The 17,764-nt window shown below is 64.3% G+C and carries 14 protein-coding genes; 10 read left to right on the top strand and 4 right to left on the bottom strand.

From position 1 onward, the window contains the following. Window positions 1-20: 20 nt before the first annotated feature. The 6 genes from TX80_RS17985 (at window position 21) to TX80_RS18010 (ending at window position 6,204) form a co-directional block, all read left to right on the top strand. Entirely contained in the window at window positions 21-1,010 is a 990-nt protein-coding gene (locus TX80_RS17985; protein ID WP_049924706.1) for an ABC transporter permease, read from the top strand. After that, the gene (locus TX80_RS17990) at window positions 1,007-2,008 is read left to right on the top strand and encodes an ABC transporter permease (RefSeq protein WP_049924707.1); all 1,002 of its coding nucleotides are present in this window, start codon (window positions 1,007-1,009) and stop codon (window positions 2,006-2,008) included. The genes TX80_RS17985 and TX80_RS17990 overlap by 4 nt, the downstream gene beginning before the upstream one ends. After that, window positions 2,005-3,288 carry an ABC transporter ATP-binding protein gene (locus TX80_RS17995; RefSeq protein ID WP_049924708.1) on the top strand — a complete coding sequence of 428 codons (1,284 nt, stop codon included), beginning with the start codon at window positions 2,005-2,007 and terminating at the stop codon, window positions 3,286-3,288. The genes TX80_RS17990 and TX80_RS17995 overlap by 4 nt, the downstream gene beginning before the upstream one ends. Then, window positions 3,285-4,595 carry an ABC transporter ATP-binding protein gene (locus TX80_RS18000; protein WP_049924709.1) on the top strand — a complete coding sequence of 437 codons (1,311 nt, stop codon included), beginning with the start codon at window positions 3,285-3,287 and terminating at the stop codon, window positions 4,593-4,595. The genes TX80_RS17995 and TX80_RS18000 overlap by 4 nt, the downstream gene beginning before the upstream one ends. A gap of 202 nt (window positions 4,596-4,797) precedes the next feature. After that, a complete protein-coding gene (locus TX80_RS18005; protein WP_049924710.1) occupies window positions 4,798-5,163 on the top strand; it encodes a DUF7344 domain-containing protein in 366 nt (121 codons plus the stop codon). A 114-nt stretch (window positions 5,164-5,277) separates the two neighbouring features. Then, on the top strand, window positions 5,278-6,204 hold the full coding sequence (locus TX80_RS18010) for a DMT family transporter (RefSeq protein ID WP_049924711.1): 927 nt from the start codon (window positions 5,278-5,280) through the stop codon (window positions 6,202-6,204). An 8-nt stretch (window positions 6,205-6,212) separates the two neighbouring features. Here TX80_RS18010 and TX80_RS18015 read toward each other — a convergent pair whose 3' ends face one another. Both TX80_RS18015 and TX80_RS18020 read right to left on the bottom strand, forming a co-directional pair. Beyond that, on the bottom strand, window positions 6,213-6,503 hold the full coding sequence (locus TX80_RS18015; RefSeq protein WP_049924712.1) for a hypothetical protein: 291 nt from the start codon (window positions 6,501-6,503) through the stop codon (window positions 6,213-6,215). A gap of 307 nt (window positions 6,504-6,810) precedes the next feature. Continuing rightward, window positions 6,811-9,042: a CDC48 family AAA ATPase gene (locus TX80_RS18020; protein ID WP_049924713.1), complete on the bottom strand. Its 2,232-nt coding sequence runs from the start codon at window positions 9,040-9,042 to the stop codon at window positions 6,811-6,813. A gap of 198 nt (window positions 9,043-9,240) precedes the next feature. On the opposite strand from TX80_RS18020, the gene larC reads away from it, so the two are divergent. After that, entirely contained in the window at window positions 9,241-10,632 is a 1,392-nt protein-coding gene (gene larC, locus TX80_RS18025; RefSeq protein ID WP_049924714.1) for a nickel pincer cofactor biosynthesis protein LarC, read from the top strand. Window positions 10,633-10,711: 79 nt separating this feature from the next. On the opposite strand, the gene TX80_RS19885 is transcribed toward larC, so the two are convergent. Both TX80_RS19885 and TX80_RS19580 read right to left on the bottom strand, forming a co-directional pair. Then, complete coding sequence (locus TX80_RS19885; RefSeq protein ID WP_049924715.1) at window positions 10,712-11,131, bottom strand: hypothetical protein; 420 nt, start codon at window positions 11,129-11,131, stop codon at window positions 10,712-10,714. A gap of 424 nt (window positions 11,132-11,555) precedes the next feature. Continuing rightward, window positions 11,556-11,996: a hypothetical protein gene (locus TX80_RS19580; protein ID WP_195893113.1), complete on the bottom strand. Its 441-nt coding sequence runs from the start codon at window positions 11,994-11,996 to the stop codon at window positions 11,556-11,558. Window positions 11,997-12,668: 672 nt separating this feature from the next. Between TX80_RS19580 and TX80_RS18040 the strand changes: the two genes are divergently transcribed. The 3 genes from TX80_RS18040 (at window position 12,669) to TX80_RS18050 (ending at window position 17,763) form a co-directional block, all read left to right on the top strand. Continuing rightward, on the top strand, window positions 12,669-14,201 hold the full coding sequence (locus TX80_RS18040; protein WP_049924778.1) for a hypothetical protein: 1,533 nt from the start codon (window positions 12,669-12,671) through the stop codon (window positions 14,199-14,201). Between the two features lie 599 nt (window positions 14,202-14,800). Next, entirely contained in the window at window positions 14,801-16,597 is a 1,797-nt protein-coding gene (glmS, locus tag TX80_RS18045) for a glutamine--fructose-6-phosphate transaminase (isomerizing) (protein WP_049924717.1), read from the top strand. 317 nt (window positions 16,598-16,914) lie between these two features. Then, entirely contained in the window at window positions 16,915-17,763 is an 849-nt protein-coding gene (locus TX80_RS18050) for a DUF4330 family protein (protein ID WP_049924718.1), read from the top strand. Window position 17,764 lies beyond the last annotated feature (1 nt).

The following is a 17,764-nucleotide window of genomic DNA, read 5'->3' on the forward strand; positions in this document are numbered from 1 at the left end:
TGTGTCGGTACCTACCATAAATGGCGCTCGGTAAATTTCTGATAAAACGGCTCCTGCAGGGCGTGTTCGTCGTCTGGGGGGTCATTACGGTCATGTTCGGACTCCGGGCGGTCTCGCCCGGTGATCCGGCGAACCTGATCGTGGGTGAAGCGGCCGACCCGAACATCCGCGAACAGGTCAGGGAACAGTACGGCCTGAACGAGCCGATATACGTCCAGTACATCGACTATCTGCAGGGAATGGTCGTCGGCGATCTCGGCTACTCCTTCCAGTCGGGACGGGAGGTCGAAGCGATGATCATAGAGCGGGTACCGGCGACGCTCGAGTTGGCGATTGCGGCGACGATCATCGCGATCGTCATCGCGGTGCCGCTTGGTGTCATCAGCGCGTCCCACCGGAACGAGCCGTCCGATTACGGGGCGACGCTGTTTTCCCTGCTCGGGATCTCGACCCCGAACTTCTGGCTGGGATTGATGCTGATCCTGCTGTTTGCCGTCCAGATCGGGCTCTTTCCGGTCGGGCGGCGACCGGTCGGGTTCGGCGAAGCAACGATGACCCTCGTGACGACCGGTTACGTGACGGACATGCTCACCTGGCTGCGACACATCACGTTGCCGGCGATCACGCTCGGAACGTACTTCACCGCGCTGATAACGCGGTTGACCCGCAGCGGGATGATCGACGAAATCGGCAAGCCGTACGTCACCGCGACGCAGGCGAAGGGTCTCCCCGCCGTACTGGTCCGGTACAAGCACGTGTTGCGGAACACGATGATCCCGATCATCACCGTGCTCGGACTGCAACTCGGTACGCTGATCGGCGGGGCAGTCATCACCGAGACCGTCTTCAACTGGCCCGGGCTCGGTGATTACCTCATTCAGGCATTGAACGCTCGAGATTGGCCGCTCATGCAGGGAATTATCGTCTTCATCGGCATCAGTTTCGTCCTCATCAACATCGCCGTCGACGCGCTCTACGCGTCGCTCGATCCACGGGTGACCGACGAATGATATCGCTACCGGACCGCATCACGTCGAACCTGAAACGGGAGCTTCGACGGAGCCTGCTGGCGAAACTCGGGCTCGTGCTCCTGATCGGAATCCTCCTGATGGCGATCTTCGCCCCGCTGTTGGCGACCCACGATCCGACTCGGACGGGGTATCTCGACGAGAACGGAAACGAGTATCCGCCGCTCGGAACGGAGTACACCACCGAAATCGGCGAAGACGGCGAGTTCGTCGAAGTCGAAGTCGACTCGACCAGCGAACACATCCTCGGAACGAACAACATCGGACAGGACGTCTTTTCCCGGCTGCTGTACGGCGCCCGGACGTCGCTTCTCGTCGGGCTGCTCGGCACCGGACTCGCCGTCCTCATCGGCGTGCCGTTCGGCTTGACCGCGGGCTACTACGGCGGCAGAGTCGACGACGTGATGATGCGGGTCGCCGACGTGATGCTCGCGTTCCCGTCGCTCGTGCTCGCGCTTGCCCTGATCGGCGTCTTCGGAACGGCGGGGATCGGGGTCCCCGATCCGATCGTGATGGCCGGACTCGCCGACGGAATGCCCGAGAGTACGGCCATCCCCGGCACCGTTACGCTCGTCGTCGCGCTGGTCACGTGGGTCTGGTTTGCCCGCGTCGCCCGCGGGGAAGCGATGGCCGTCCGCAACGAAGAGTACGTCAAAGCCGCACGGAGTATCGGGATGAGCAACTGGACGATCCTGCGCAAACACGTTCTGCCCAACAGCCTCACGCCGGTGATCGTCCTCGCGACGATCCAGGTCGCCGCGGTGATCCTCCTCGAGAGTTCGCTGTCGTTTCTCGGTTTCTCCGGGACGACGCTCTCGTGGGGCTACGAGATCCAGCGCGGCCAGGACTACCTGCGCACCCGCTGGTGGATCGCGATGGTACCGGGAATCGGGATCGTGCTCTCGGTGATCAGCGTCAACCTGCTTGGCGACTGGCTCCGCGACGCGCTCGATCCGAACATCGAGGGGGAAGGACGATGACAGCGGAGATTCTACGCATAAACGGACTCTCGACCAGGTTTTTCACCCAGGACGGACAGGTAAACGCGGTCTCGGATCTCGACCTGCGGATCGAACGCGGCGACGTCTTCGGGATCGTCGGCGAGAGCGGGTCGGGCAAAAGCGTCACCGCCCGATCGATCATCGATCTGATCGAATCGCCGGGTCGGATCACCGACGGCGAAATCTGGTACAACGACGCCGAGCTGGCCGAGGCGGTCGCGGATGACTATCCCGACGCCGTCGACGGAACGTTCGTGAACCTACTCGAGCTTCCCGAACGGATCCGGACGTCGCTCCGGGGGACGTCGTTCAGTATGATCTTTCAGGATCCCGAGAGCAGTTTCAACCCGACGATCCCCGTCGGCGAACAGCTCGCCGAAGCCGTCGAAGTACAGCGTCGCGCCAGCGCGAATCCGCGCTCGACGCGGGCGCGGACGCAATCGTCGGCGTACTCGCTGGGCTCGTTTGCGCTCTCGCCGTTCGTCTCGTCGAAACGGTACGTCTCCGAGGAGAGCCGCGAGCGGGCGATCGAACTCCTCGAGTTGGTCGGCATCCCCGACCCGGTCGAGCGGGCCGACGAGTACCCACACGAGTACTCCGGCGGGATGCTCCAGCGGGCGATGATCGCCCAGGCGCTTGCGGGCGAACCCGACGTGTTGATCGCCGACGAGCCGACGACCGCACTCGACGTGACCATCCAGGCACAGGTGCTCGACTTGCTCGACGATCTGCAGGCGGAAACCGGGATGACGATCCTGCTGATCACGCACAACCTCGGGGTCATCGCGCGAATGTGCGACCGCGTCGGCGTGATGTACGCCGGCGAGATCGTCGAGCGCGGCACCCTCGAGGACGTCTTCGACGAGCACGTCCATCCCTACACCGAGGGCCTGCTCGGATCGATTCCGGACATCGAGGGGACCGGCGGTCGACTCCAGCCGATTCCGGGAAACGTCCCGAGCCTGCTCGACGCGGAGATGGGCGACCGGTGTTACTTCGCCGATCGCTGCCCGAAGGCGATGGAGGACTGTCTCGAGCACCCGCCGGAGTTCGACGCCGACGGCAGCGACGACCACGCCGTGCGGTGCGTGCTCGCGGAGCGGGACTACGACGAGTTGCGGGCGCTTCCGGACGAGTACTTCGGCGATTCGGAACGGGCTGTCGCGGACGAACACGCCGACCCGGACCGGACCGAAGACGACGGTCGACCGGAACGGACACAGTCGACCGTCGAGGAGCCCGGAGGTGATGGGCTGTGAGCGCCGAACAGCCGCTCGTTCGCGTCGAGGACCTCCAGAAGTACTTCTGGGAGAACGACTCGCTTCTCGATCGGGTGCTCGGCTCGGAGCCGGTCGCGGTCCGGGCGGTCGACGGAGTGAGCTTCGATATCTACCCCGGAGAGACGCTCGGCCTCGTCGGCGAGTCCGGCTGTGGAAAGTCGACGACGGGCGAGACGCTCCTGCGGTTGCAGGAACCGACCGGCGGCCGGGTCGAGTTCGACGGCCACGACATCTACGACCTCGACGGGAGCGACCTCACCGACTTCCGGCGGGAAGCACAGGTCGTCTTTCAGGACCCGTTCTCGAGTCTCGATCCCCGAATGACGAGCGGTGAGATCGTCCAGCAACCGCTCGACGTCCACGACGTCGGCACCGAATCGGAACGGCGCGACCGGGTTCGGGACCTCCTCGAGCGGGTCGGCCTCTCGACCGATCAACTCGATCGGTACCCACACGAGTTTTCGGGCGGCCAGCGCCAGCGGATCGGGATCGCGCGGGCGCTGGCGCTCGAACCCGAATTCCTCGTGTTGGACGAGCCGACCTCGGCGCTCGACGTCTCGGTCCAGGCGCAGGTGCTGAACCTGCTCGACGACCTCCAGTCGGAGTTCGATCTGACCTACCTGCTGATCAGCCACGATCTCTCGGTGGTGCGACACGTCTGCGATCGCGTCGCCGTCATGTACCTCGGCGAGATCGTCGAGATCGGTCCCGTCGATGAGATCTTTACCGAGCCGAAACACCCGTACACGAAGGCGCTTCTCGAGAGCGTCCCGCGGGCCTCGACCGACGAGCGAGCACGCGACAGGGAAACGCTCGCCGGCGACGTTCCGTCGCCGCGCGATCCACCCAGTGGCTGCCGGTTCCGGACGCGGTGTCCGATGGTAGTCCCGCCCGCCGACGTCGAAATCGATCAGGCCGACTTCCGTGCGATCATGGACCTCCGCGAGCGGATCGAACGCCGGGACGTCTCTCTCGAAACGGTCGGCGACGGGCGGTTCGATTTCGAGGACGGGAGCGTTCCGGACACCGACGTTCCGGGGTTCGTCGCGGCGCTGAAAGACCGGCTGCTCGAGCGCGATCTCCCGCCGCGTCACGATGCGGTCGTCGAGGACGCCCTCGCCGAACTGGCAGCCTCGAACTGGGAATCGGCCGCCCGGCGGTTGCGCACGGAGTACGAAAGCGTCTGCGAGCGTGATCGGCCGGAACTCGACGAGGGGCCGCATCCGGCGGCCTGTCACCTCTACGGCGATCGTCCGGACGCCGCGGTCGATCCGGACTCGTGGTAGGTCAGCGGGCTGTCCTCTCTCCGCGGGCCGAGTTCGTTTCGACGGCGGACAGTCCGCCCGAAACGTGTGTTCGCTTCGCATCGAGGTGGCACGTGAACCCGCCGGTGGCGTCCGGTTTACTCGTGTCAACCGGCATCGAACCCGAACGGGACCCAATCTGTATTGGCACCAGGTGTAATACCACTGGGTGCTTGGAAGGGATATGAACCGAACGAGTGCCGATCGAATGGAGGCTGCCTGTTCCTTACTGGCGGAGTCCGAACGCCGCTATCTGCTCTATCTACTGGCGGCCGACCGACAGGCGAACCTCGAGGATCTCATCACTCAGGTCGCCGCCTGGGAACTGGACGAGCCGGTCGATGCGATCGACAAAGACGCCAGACAGCGGGTGTACGTGACCCTGGTCCACAACCATCTGCCGCGGCTCGCGGATTACGATATCATCGACTACGACCTTCGGAGCGGCGATATCGTGCTGGCGGAGGGGTTCGACGACATCAAGCCGCTGCTCGAGCAGTTCAAACAGACCGAGGAGGTTCCGGAGATCCGGAAACGGCCCGTCCTCTGATTCGGTGGCGGTTTTCCTGATGGCTGTTCAGGCGGTTAGCAACGGCCGCCGGTAAGCGTTGCCGACCCGGTTTCGGACCGAAACGCATAGCATGGCGGCGACGAGAGCACCGCTGTGACTCGATATCGAAACTTCGGGCTTTTCCTGACGCTTGCGGCCTGCTGGGGAACGGCGTTCGTGGCGATCAGTGCGGGACTGAAATACTTCCCGCCCGTGCTGTTTGCGGCCCTTCGGTACGACGTTGCGGGACTCGTGATGCTCGCGTACGCGGCGGCCGCCGTCGACCAGTGGCGTCCCCGGCGTCGGGACGAGTGGGCGGCCGTCGCCGTCGGGGCCGTGTTACTGATCGGGGCCTACCACGCGTTCCTGTTCGTCGGCCAGCAGAACACGACGGCCGCGGCGGCCGCGATCCTCGTGAGCCTCTCGCCCGTCTTGACCACCGGGTTCGCCCGACTCCTGATGCCGACCGACGCGCTGTCGGTCGTCGGCGTCGTGGGCGTGGTCGTCGGACTCGCGGGCGTCGGCGTCATCGCCCAGCCCGATCCCTCGAACCTGCTCGCAACCGACGTCGTCGCGAAGGTCCTCGTCTTCTGTGCCGCCGGCTCGTTCGCGCTCGGGAGCGTTCTCACCCGGCGTATCGACGCCTCGCTTCCGATCGAGACGATGGAAGCGTGGTCGATGCTCGGCGGCGCGCTCTTGATGCACGGCGTGAGCCTCGCACTCGGCGAACCGATCGAGCCCGCGACGTGGCTCGACCCCGAAGCGATCGGCGCGCTCGGCTACCTGGCGTTGATCGCGAGCGCCGTCGGTTTCCTGCTGTACTTCGATCTGCTCGATCGATTGGGTGCCGTCGAGATCAACATGGTCTCGTACGTCGCCCCCGTCTTCGCGGCCGTCGTCGGCTGGCTCTACCTCGGCGAGGTCGTCGACACGGCGACGATCGTCGGGTTCGGACTCATCGCCGTCGGGTTCGTCCTCGTCAAACGACGGGCGATCCGGGAGGAGTTCGACCACGTCAAGCGCCTCGGCCTGGGCGAGTGACGGACCGATCACGACCGCCGATGGGAGTGGCCGACGTAGAGTGCGACGAGGTTGACCGCAAGCAGCGTGAAAAACACCGTCGTTCGGAAGGGCGTCGATAGACCGACAAACAGCAACGGAACGTGAACGAACGGCAGCACGATCGCCGCCCAAAACCCCGTCACGCGGATCGGCTTCGCCAGTTCCGGCACGGTTCGCTCGAGCGTTCCCTGCTCGGTTGCGGGGTCGCTGCTCGTGTTGCCGGCCGATTCGGTTCCGGACGAGGACCGTCGGTCGCGCGCCGTTGACGGATCGGACATCGAAACACCTGCTGGCGAACGGATCGTTTCCCTCGCGGACGGATATATCGGCGCGACCGTTTCGCTCGGTTGGAGAAGATTCATCCGAATACGCCCGGGCTGAATCGGTCGGCCCCGAGCTATCAGTGGACCGGGCGAGGCCGGCCACAGGGGCGACGGCGACGACCGTACCGCGTTCGTAAGGACCGGCTACCGCGGGCAACAGGCCGTTGTACGTCGATCGTACCGGGAGCGGTGGAACCCCGACTCGAGGTCGGCGAAAAGGGATCGGATGGCTGACGAACGCGGCGTCGGCCGGTCGACGCCGTTACTGGAATCCGATGCGGCTGCCGCGACGACCCGTCGGGTCCGGCCCGCTCGAGCCGCCTTGGAACTCCTCTTCGATCCGCTCGTAGTAGTCGAGGATGTCGTCGGTGATCGTCGGCCTGACGTTCTCCATGGCCTGCCGGAAGTGGCGCATCTCGACGACGTCGGCCTCCTCGTCCTCGCGCAAGGCTTCGATGGCCGCCTCGCGGGCGATCGACTCGAGGTCGCTGCCGACGTAGCCGTCCGTGATCTCGGCGATCTCACGCAGCGTGACGTCCGCGGCAAGCGGCGTCTCCTGGGTGTGGATCTCGAGGATCCGCTCGCGGCCGTCGACGTCGGGTTCGCCGATCATGACAAGCCGATCGAACCGTCCCGAGCGCAACAAGGCGGGATCGATCATGTCGGGCCGGTTGGTCGCGCCGATGACCATCACGTTCTCCATCTCCTCGAGCCCGTCGAGTTCGGTCAACAGCTGATTGACGACCCGCTCGGAGACGTTGGAGCCGGTTTCGCCGCCGCCACGGCCCGGCGCGAGGGCGTCGAGTTCGTCGAAGAAAATCACCGTCGGCGAGACCTGACGGGCCTTGCGGAAGGTCTGGCGGATGGCCTTCTCCGATTCGCCGACCCACTTCGAGAGCAGTTGTGGCCCACGCACCGAGATGAAGTTCGCGTTGGTCTCGTTGGCGACGGCCTTGGCCATGAGCGTCTTCCCGGTGCCGGGCGGGCCGTACAGCAACACGCCGGCCGGCGGATCGATCCCCAGCCGGTCGAACCGCTCGGGGTTGTTCAGCGGCCACTCGACGGATTCCTGCACCTGATCTTTGGCCTCGTGGAGTCCCCCGACGTCGTCCCAGGAGATTTTGGGTAACTCGACGAGGACCTCCCGCATGGCCGAGGGTTCGACCTCGTTTAACGCGCCACGGAAGTCCTCGCGTTTGACGATCATCCGGTCGATCAGGCTCGGGGGGATGTCCTCCTCGTCTAAGTCGATCTCCGGCAGGTACCGGCGCAGGGCCTTCATCGCGGCTTCCTTCGTCAGCGACTCGATGTCGGCACCGACGAAGCCGTGGGTCTCGTCGGCCAGATGCGAGAGGTTGACGTCGTCCGAAAGGGGCATCCCGCGCGTGTGGATCTGGAGGATCTCCTCGCGGCCCGTCTCGTCGGGGACGCCGATCTCTATCTCGCGATCGAACCGGCCCGGCCGACGCAAGGCAGGATCGACGCTGTCGACGCGGTTGGTCGCCGCGATGACGATGACCTGCCCGCGGGCCTCGAGACCGTCCATCATGGTCAGCAGTTGGGCGACGACGCGCCGTTCGACCTCGCCGGTGACGTCCTCCCGTTTCGGCGCGATTGAGTCGAGTTCGTCGATGAAGATGATCGCCGGCGACTCCTCGCTTGCGTCCTCGAAGATCTCGCGTAACTGTTGTTCGGACTCGCCGTAGTACTTCGAGATGATCTCCGGGCCGGCGATAGAGAAGAAGCTCGCGGAGGTTTCGTTGGCGACGGCCTTGGCAAGCAGCGTCTTCCCGGTGCCGGGCGGCCCGTGAAGTAACACGCCCTGTGGCGGCTCGATCCCCAGTTTCTTGAAGATCTGAGGGTGTTTCATCGGCAGTTCGACCATCTCGCGGACCCGCTGGATCTCGTTTTGGAGTCCGCCGATGTCCTCGTAGGTGATGCCGCCGCCGGTCTTCTCGAACCCGGAGATCGGCTCTTCGCGGAGTTCGACGTCGGTGTCTTCGGTGATCAAAACGACGCCTTCGGGCTCGGTCTCGACGGCGATCAGCGGGATAGCCTGTCCCGGCGACCGCATGAACGGATGGTTCGTCGAGGACATCACCGGCACGATGTCACGGCCGACGACCGGTCGCTTCAGAATCTGGCGTTTCACCATGCCGGCGGCGTCGGAACCGAACTGTACCGACGCTTCCTCCGGCGGCGCGAGCACGAGTTTGTCGGCCTTCGTCGCTTCCGCTTTCCGGATGGTCACCCGCTCGCCGATGCCGACGTCGGCGTTTTGTCGGGTGAAGCCGTCGATACGGACCGTATCGGTGTTCCAGTCCTGCCGGTCAGCGCGCCACACCTTCGCGGCGGTGGTGTCCGCACCTTCGATCTCGATGATGTCGCCCGGACTCAGCTTCAAATGCAACAGCGTGTCCGGGTCGAGTCGGGCGATACCACGACCCGAGTCGTTCGGGTACGCCTTGGCAACCTCCAGTTGAACTTCATTCATGATTCGGGATGGACGGCGATGTCAATCACTCCGATTCGGGATCGGATAGGTTTTTTGCTAGCCCCGGTTGTGCTAGATGCTACCATTTCAATGTGGGGATGGCAGGTACATAGAAGTGTCGGCAGCGGTGTGTTTTGAGGGGTACTTCGGCGGCTCCGAGCGGGTGGTTTTTTCATCGTTCCCCTCCCCCTCGTCGCTATGAGACTGCTCGCGTTCGACGGCCGTATGGGTGCAAGCGGTGACATGATCCTCGCCGCCCTGCTCGACGCCGGGGCCGATCCCGACGCGCTCGAGCCCGTAGCTGACGCGCTCGACCTCGAGTATCGAATCGACGACGCGGTCAAGTGTGGCATTAGCGCGACGTCGGTCGACGTGGTACTGACCGACGCGACGGACGCGACGAGCGATCACGCCCACCAGCACGGATCCGAAAGCGAGGGTGATGAATCCCAGCACAGCGATCACCACACCCACGAGCACTCACACGACCACGGCGACGCACACACCCACGAGCACTCACACGACCACGGCGACGCACACACCCACGAGCACTCACACGGCTCCGAGGGCGTCCACGCGGAGGGACACGGCCCCCACCGCAGCTATCTCGAGGTCCGCGAGATCGTCGAGGAAATGGACCTCGACCGAGAGGTCGAACGGGACGCCCTTTCGATCTTCGAACTGCTCGGGACCGCCGAGGCGAGCGTCCACGGCGAGTCCCTCGAGGAGATTCACTTCCACGAGGTCGGTGCCGACGACGCGATCGCGGACATCGTCGGCGCGGTCGCCCTCCTCCACGATCTCGATCCGGATCGAGTCGTTACGACCCCGCTCGCGACGGGCGGGGGGTCGGTTTCGATGAGCCACGGCGAGTATCCCGTCCCGACGCCGGCGGTCGTCGAGATCGCCCAGCGGGCCGACTGGTCGCTCCGTGGCGGGCCGGTCGACGCGGAGTTGCTGACGCCGACGGGCGCGGCGATACTCGGTCACGTCGCCGACGGCGTCGAAACGCTTCCGTCGCTTTCGCTGGCCGGTTCCGGCTACGGTGCCGGCGGCTACGACCTCGATCCTCATCCGAACGTGCTTCGGGCACTCGTCGGGACGAGCGAGGGCGAACTCGTCGCCGACGACATCGCCGTCCTCGAGACGAACCTCGACGACGCAACCCCCGAGGTACTCGGCGGCCTCCAGGAGACGCTCGCCGACGCGGGAGCGCGTGACGTGTCGATCCTCCCGGCGACGATGAAAAAGTCCCGCCCGGGCCACCTCGTGAAGGTGATCTGCAAGCCGGCGGATCGAACGCGTGTCGCACGGCGGCTCGCCGAAGAGACCGGAACGCTGGGCGTCCGCGACGCCGGAGTAACCCACCGCTGGATCGCGACCCGGGAGTTCGAGACGGTCGACCTCGAGATCGACGACGAAACGCACGCGATCGCCGTGAAGATCGCACGCGACGCCGACGGCGAGGTCTACGACGTCAGCGCCGAGTACGACGACGCCAGCACGGTCGCCCGAGAAACGGGGCTGGCGATCCGTGAGGTCGTTCGGCGGGCCGAGGCGGCCGCACTCGAGACACTCGACCACGAGTAACGACTACAAACGAGCGGTCGCGAGTGACTAGGAACGGACCGCCAGCCGATCAAAAAAGGCGATGTGCGACTCGGAAGGGTTATCCGAGGACGTTGAAGGCCGTCGCTTCACCGACCTGACTGTTCTGGTTCGACTGGGACATCTCCTGGTTGACGTTCTGCTCGATCGTCTGGTCACCAGTCGTACCGATATCGATGGTCAGACTGCCGTCAGTCCCGTCGGTGATCCCGACGTTGATGATCGGGTCACCGCCGATGCCGGTCGAGTTCTGATCGGCGTCCTGTTGGGCGGACTGTTCACCGAAGTTCTGCTGGTTGACTTCCTGTGCCTGCGTCACGTCCGCAGTCGACGACTGCACGAGGTTCGTGACGTCTTCTTCGACGGTAACCGGCTCGGCCGGTTCCGGTCCCTCGTGTGCCGCTGCCGTTCCGGCAAGCCCCATAAACGCGAGGCTGCCGATCATCGCTACTGTAAGCGTGATTGCGAGTGTCCGGTTCATGGTTCGTGGTTCGTCACGGGCGCACGGGGTGTCGCGAAACTGGCGCTCGTCACGGAGAGCTACTACCGATCCCCGCATCGTGACCCGTTGCCCGAGTGACAGTCAGCACAGAAACCGATATCAATCCGGGCAACGGTTTCGCGTCAAATTTCGGACTGAGAAGCGCTGATACGTTCTTTTTTTGCGATAGCTTCGACGAGTGACAACCCTACCGACGGACACGTCAGCGTACACCTGAGTCTCCGGCCGGGTGACCGGTAGTACGTGTTACATATGTGTGGCTCCGGTGGCGAATCGCTCGAGCGGAAGCGACCGGCGAACGGCCGTACTCCGTATCGTCGTTCAAGACCGAACCGTCCCGGTTGCGGTGGCGTCGCGGGCAAAAAGTAAACGTCGAGATACGGGACGAGCGGAAACGGAGGACTTACTCGAGGAGGTTGAAGGCTGCAGCTGCGCCGGCCTGCTCGTTATCGTTCGTCTGGGTCTGCTCCTGGTTGATGTCTTGCTGGATCGTCTGGTCGCCGGTCGTGCCGACCTCGACGGTGGAGGTACCGTCGGTGTTGGCGACGTTGACGTTCACGTTCGCATCACCGGCGATGCCGGTCGCGTTCTGCTGTGCCTCCTGATTGGCGGCCTGCACGCCGACGTTAGTCTGATCGACCTCCTGTGTCTGTGGGACCGTTGCGGTCGAGATCTGCTCGACGGTCGGAGCCACTTCCTCCTCCTCTTCGATAACCACCGGTTCGACCGGTTCGGCCTGTTCTGGCTGATCGTGTGCCGCTGCCGTTCCGGCAAGCCCCATAAACGCGAGGGTGCCGATCATCGCTACCGTCAGTGTGATTGCGAAGGTGCGTTTCGTAGACATTGTTGTGTTCGTAAGGCACGCATCACGAGCGGGGCGGCGTTACCCGTTCCGTAACGAACCGCGTGCGTTCGACCGCGTGACCGCTCGTTGCAGTAGGGATCGCCAACTCCCCGATGTGACGCGTTGCCCGGTCGATGCTCCCACCGTGTGCTACTTGAATCCGAACAACGGTTTCGGGCCGCATACTCGCGTTAGCGGACCTGAAACCGAGAATCAGGTCGGTGAGGAAAACGTTCCACTGACCGTTCCAGTCGGCGTCGGCATGGCCGGACCGGGGCCTCGATCGCCGTGCGGCGTCCGGTGATCGGCACGCCCCGTTCGAGCCGCCACGTAACAGTCGACTTCGGTCACTGAAACAATCTTTCGAGGCGATACGATCGGCTCCCGTCGCGGTACTGCCGCTGGCTCGAGCGCGTCCGAGGCGCTCACGAGGTCACACGCGCCACCTACTCGCACGGGGCCGAGCCGAAGGAGCCGGTTTCTAGCGGAAAGCGACTCGCTTCGCTCGAGTAGGCGCTTGCATCGGCAGATCAACTGACAGATAACAAAGTCCGTCATCGGGATAGGAAGGTTTGCGCCGTGGAGATGCAGAAAGAAAAGACTCTCACGGCTCGAGTCACACGAATCATGACTACCACGACGACGATACGTTCACAGTGTACGACGGTTCTGATGGCGTGTATAGTCGCCCTATCGATGATCGTTGCCGGCGCGGCAGTGCCGGCGGCTGCAGGGAGCGACGAACCGAACTCGGAGGCCGTCCACGCGCTCGAAGACGGTGAAGAACTGTACCTCGTTTTCGGTGCTGATCTCGGTGAGATGTCGCTCGAGGAGTACATCGAAGCGCACGCGTCGGGCGAGCAGGTTTCGGACGCCGAGGTCTCCCAGTACCAGGACGTCGACCAGGTCAACATCAACCAGCAGGCGAACGCGACCTCCATTTCGATCGACGGCGGTGAAGCGACTGCGATCCAGGAGGCGTCGCAACTGAACAGTAACGATCAGTTCGCCGACGCAGCGGCCGAGAACATCCAGGGACAGACGACCCAGTTCGAGGACGTCGGAAACGTCTACATCATTCTCGGCGACAGCGACGGAAAGCAGTTCGACGGCTGGGGGATCGCCGACAAGAAAGGCGACAAAACGAACGTCGACACGGATCAGACGGCCGAAGCCGTCGTCACGCAGGCACAGGCGGTCGGGCAGTTGAACTACAACGAACAGAACGTCGCGTTCGCGCTTGCAGCGAACGGAAGCGAGGCGACCGCGGTACAGCAATCCTATCAGACAAACCAGAACCTGCAACAGGGGGTCGCTAACGCGACGAACGTCTACGTTGGCGACGGGAAATTTGCCGACAAGACCGGCGACCACCAGAAGTCGGGCAGCGGTCCCAGCGCGGGACAGGCGACCGTCGCCGAGGTGACACAGGGCCAGGAAAGCGACCAGATGAACGTCAACGAACAGGACGGCTCCGTCGCTATCTCCGTCGGCGAGGGAAGTACCGCGACGGCCATCCAGTTCACCGAACAGGCAAACCTCAACGAACAGCTCGGCAACGCCAGCGCCACGAACGTCTTCACCTCGATGCCCGGCATGAACGTCGCAACCGCCGGAACGGACGGCGGCAACACGGTCGTCGACAGCCAGAAGACCCTCGAGAAACTCGAGGGCAAGGAAGGCGACTTCCACCGGAAAGGCGTCGGCGACATCCAGTCGGCGACTTCGGAAGTGACCCAGAGCCAGGAGATCGAGCAGATGAACGTCAATCTGCAGAGCACTGCGATGGCGATCGCAACCAACGAAAGCACTGCGACCGCAGTGCAACTGGCCCACCAGCAAAACATCAACGCACAGATCGGCCACGCCGATGCGTTGAACGTCTACGCGGGGCCCGGCTACAAGCACGATAGCGTTATCCAGTCCGAAACCACGAGCGTGACCCTCGAAGGTGGCGACGTGGACGAACTCAACGGGATCGCGTACGACTACGACACGACACAGACCAACGACGTCGAACAGCAAGCGAGTGCACAGATCGAGATGGTCCAGTTCGTTACACAGGAGAACGTCAACGAACAGCAGGCTGCCGTCGCGGTCGCGGAGGACGGCGGAAGCGCCGACTCCGCACAGGTGACGATGCAGGAGAACCAGAACCTCCAGTTCGGTTCCGTCGCCGCGACGAACGTCTGGGCCGCGGCGTAAGTGGACGCTTTGCGGCTACCGTTCGATCGACGTACTCGAATACCTCGTTTCCACTGTTTCTTCGCGACTCCGGAGGTTTCGGGTCGAAACCGTCCGTATCGTCGTCGGTTCACGGAAAGACCGCCGAGGAACGGCGAAACGATCACTAAAACGATGATTTCGACGAGCGGAGCGACCGGATCGACGGGACGACGCTTCCGCCGGGTGAGGCTTTTGGTGTGAATTCGGGGTCCAATAGCGGACCCGATCCCATCAACACGGCGACCGGATCGGTCGATGGAAGAGCGCGTTTATCCGCTAATAGACGGCTTCCCAGCCGAACCGATCGATACCGTCCGAGAACGGCAGCCGATATTGGATATTTCGTTGACGGAACGATCACAGGAGCAAACGACACCCCACTCGGAACGGGCGGGTATGGATGTCGACACTGCTGGCGTCGTCGTTGGTTCGGGCCAGCCCCGCCCGTTGGCTCGAGCGTGGTCGCACCCGAGAGTACCCGCGACGATCCCGGTTCACGAGTCTCGGTGTGACCGGATCGCCGGCGTGATGGCGGTCGTTCGGACGACGCAGCCGGATCGAACGGAGGTGGGGTCCCCGTGTGTGGACTGATCGGCTACGTCGGACGGCGGGCCGACCGAAACGTCCAGGAGGTGCTACTGGACGGGCTGTCGAGCCTCGAGTACCGTGGCTACGACTCAGCGGGCATGGCCGTTTCGAACTCGTCGCTGGCCGTCTACAAGCGGGAAGGGGACCTCTCCGCACTCGAAGGCGCGCTACCGGACGAGCCACTCGACGGGGTCGCGGGGATCGGCCACACCCGGTGGAGCACGCACGGCAGCCCGTCGGACGCGAACGCACATCCACACACCGACTGCACCGGCCGCGTCGCGGTCGCTCACAACGGCATCATCGACAACTACCGGGCGCTGCGGGAATCACTCGAGACGGACGGCCACGAGTTCGACAGCGAAACCGACACCGAGGTCATCCCCCACCTGATCGAATCGGCCCTCGAGCGGGGCGACGACGCCGAAACGGCGTTTCGATGGGCGATAGACAGACTCGAGGGGAGTTACGCGGTTGCGGCGACCTACGCCGGCCACGAGACGGTCTACGCCGCGCGAAACCGCTCGCCGCTCGTCGTCGGCATCGACGACGACGGGTACTTCCTCGCCAGCGACGTGCCGGCGTTTCTCGAGTACACGGACGCCGTCACGTATCTCGACGACGGACACGTCGCGTCGATACGGCCGTCCGGCGTCGAGATCACGGACGAACGGGGTGCCTGCGTCGACGTCTCGGTCGAAACCGTCGAGTGGGAGCCGGAAGACGCGGGCAAAAGCGGCTACGAGCATTACACGCTCAAAGAGATCCACGAACAGCCCCGGGCGATCCGCAACTGTCTCCGCGGTCGGCCGCAGGAACTGACCGGGGACGTCTCGATCGACGCGCTCGAGGACGTCGAACGGCCGGACCGGATCCAGTTCGTGGCCTGTGGAACGTCGTATCACGCGTCACTGTACGGCGCGCGGTTGTTCCGGGAGCGATCGGTGCCGGCAACGGCGTTTCTTGCCAGCGAGTACGACGCCGACGCGGTTCCCGTCGACGACGGGACGCTGGTCGTCGGGGTGACCCAGAGCGGCGAGACTGCCGATACCCTCCGTGCCCTCCGGGACGCGAACAGGGCCGGCGCGACGACGCTTGCGGTGACGAACGTCGTCGGGAGTTCCGCGCCACGGGAGACCGACCACGCGATGTACATCCGGGCCGGACCGGAGATCGGCGTCGCAGCGACCAAGACCTTCGTCACACAGCAGGTCGCGTTAGCGATGCTCTCGAGCGGGCTGACGGGTGAACGGTCCCGGGAAGTCGTCGCCGCACTCAGGGACTTGCCCGACCGGATCCAGTCGGTGCTGGACGAATCACGCGCGCGAACGATCGCATCCGAGTACGCAGCTGCCGACGCGTATTTCGTCATCGGTCGCGGGTACAGCGCACCGGTGGCGCTCGAGGGCGCGCTCAAGATGAAAGAGATCACCTACAAACACGCCGAGGGGTTCCCCGCCGGCGAGTTGAAACACGGACCGCTGGCGCTCGTGACCGAACGGACGCCGGTCTTCGCCGTGATCTCCCGCGACTCGAACGCGGAGACGATGCTCGGAAACGTAAACGAAGTCGCGTCTCGAGGGGCACCGGTGATCGCCGTCACGGACGCAAGCGAGGCGGTCGCAGCCGACGTCGATCACGTGCTCCGGATCCCGGAAACCCACCGTCGGTTCACCCCGATCCTCGCGAACGTCCAGCTCCAGCTGGTGTCCTACTGGATGGCGAACCAGCTCGATCGGTCGATCGACAAACCACGAAACCTCGCGAAAAGCGTCACCGTCGAGTAGATCGGCCCGCTCGACGGGGGACACGTTCCGGAAACGGTACGCAGTCCGTTCCCGGGACGTAGCGGTCCCGTACCGAGCGAATCGGAAGGCCAGCATCGGGATAGTCATACTCTACCGGTCGATTTCGGTGGTATCAACGCCCTACATGGACGAAATTATTTACCGGATCACGATGTGGAGTGTGCCATGCGACCCGGTGTGCTACATCGAGACCGCGGATCCGTCAGACGAGAGGACGTACCGGTTCCCGTCCGTGTGACAGCCGCTCGAGGCGGACACCACGGGTCGGCTCCACTCGGTCGCTCGCTCGGAGAGCCATGCCACTGATCGACGAAAACGGGAACCTCTTCGGCCTCGTCAACGTCATCGACGCGCTGGTGGTCGTGCTGGGTCTTGCCGTGCTCGTCGCGGGGATCGCGGTCGTCTCGAGCGTCGGCGACGACCCGGAGACCGGCGAAACACAGGCGGCTCCCGGCGAGGCGGAGACGAGGTTCGTGACGCTCGACCTCGGCACGCAATACGACTACGTGCTCGATCGACTCGAAGAAGGCGACACCGCGGCGATCAGCGGGACCGGCGAGACCGTTACGGTGACCGACGTCTACGTCAGCCCTTCGGCACCGGACCACGCGAACGGCTCCGTGTCACGGGCGACGATCCGCGCGGAAGTCGACGGCCTAGCCCGCGAGACGGCGGACCGGGACGTCTTTCAGGTCGCCGGCGATCCCCTCCTGCTGGGTCACGAACTCGCGCTGGATCTGGGAACCTACGCCATGACTGGAACGATAACGGCGATCGACACCGAAGAGCCGACGCTGTCGATCAACGAAACCACCACCGACGCCGAGATCGAACTCGAGAACGTCCCGCCCGCCGTCGCGGCGGCGCTCGAGGAGAACATGTCCGAGACTGCCCGCGGGGAGACGATCGCGACGATCACCGGGATCGAACGGGACCCCGCGAGCGTCGTCCTCGAGAGCGAGGGTGGCGACATCTACGAACGCGAACACCCGCGAAACGAGGACGTGACGTTGACGGTCGAGTTGCGGACGGTCGAAACCGATACCGGCCTCGAGTTCCGCGGGGAGCGCCTCGAAGTCGGCACGTCCGTCGCGCTCGATTTCGGGACGGTCACCGTCGACGGCGACGTTACCTCGATCGACTAGT

It is taken from the genome of Halopiger djelfimassiliensis (assembly GCF_000455365.1).
Taxonomy (GTDB): domain Archaea; phylum Halobacteriota; class Halobacteria; order Halobacteriales; family Natrialbaceae; genus Halopiger_B; species Halopiger_B djelfimassiliensis.

What these genes read in the sequence shown, in the direction of transcription:
- TX80_RS18015 (WP_049924712.1), bottom strand. Translation starts at nt 6,503, where the DNA reads ATGTCCGATCCGTCAACGGCGCGCGACCGACGGTCCTCGTCCGGAACC.
- TX80_RS17995 (WP_049924708.1), top strand. Translation starts at nt 2,005, where the DNA reads ATGACAGCGGAGATTCTACGCATAAACGGACTCTCGACCAGGTTTTTC.
- TX80_RS17985 (WP_049924706.1), top strand. Translation starts at nt 21, where the DNA reads ATGGCGCTCGGTAAATTTCTGATAAAACGGCTCCTGCAGGGCGTGTTC.
- TX80_RS19885 (WP_049924715.1), bottom strand. Translation starts at nt 11,131, where the DNA reads ATGAACCGGACACTCGCAATCACGCTTACAGTAGCGATGATCGGCAGC.
- TX80_RS18050 (WP_049924718.1), top strand. Translation starts at nt 16,915, where the DNA reads ATGCCACTGATCGACGAAAACGGGAACCTCTTCGGCCTCGTCAACGTC.
- TX80_RS17990 (WP_049924707.1), top strand. Translation starts at nt 1,007, where the DNA reads ATGATATCGCTACCGGACCGCATCACGTCGAACCTGAAACGGGAGCTT.
- TX80_RS19580 (WP_195893113.1), bottom strand. Translation starts at nt 11,996, where the DNA reads ATGTCTACGAAACGCACCTTCGCAATCACACTGACGGTAGCGATGATC.
- TX80_RS18040 (WP_049924778.1), top strand. Translation starts at nt 12,669, where the DNA reads ATGGCGTGTATAGTCGCCCTATCGATGATCGTTGCCGGCGCGGCAGTG.
- TX80_RS18005 (WP_049924710.1), top strand. Translation starts at nt 4,798, where the DNA reads ATGAACCGAACGAGTGCCGATCGAATGGAGGCTGCCTGTTCCTTACTG.
- TX80_RS18020 (WP_049924713.1), bottom strand. Translation starts at nt 9,042, where the DNA reads ATGAATGAAGTTCAACTGGAGGTTGCCAAGGCGTACCCGAACGACTCG.
- larC (WP_049924714.1), top strand. Translation starts at nt 9,241, where the DNA reads ATGAGACTGCTCGCGTTCGACGGCCGTATGGGTGCAAGCGGTGACATG.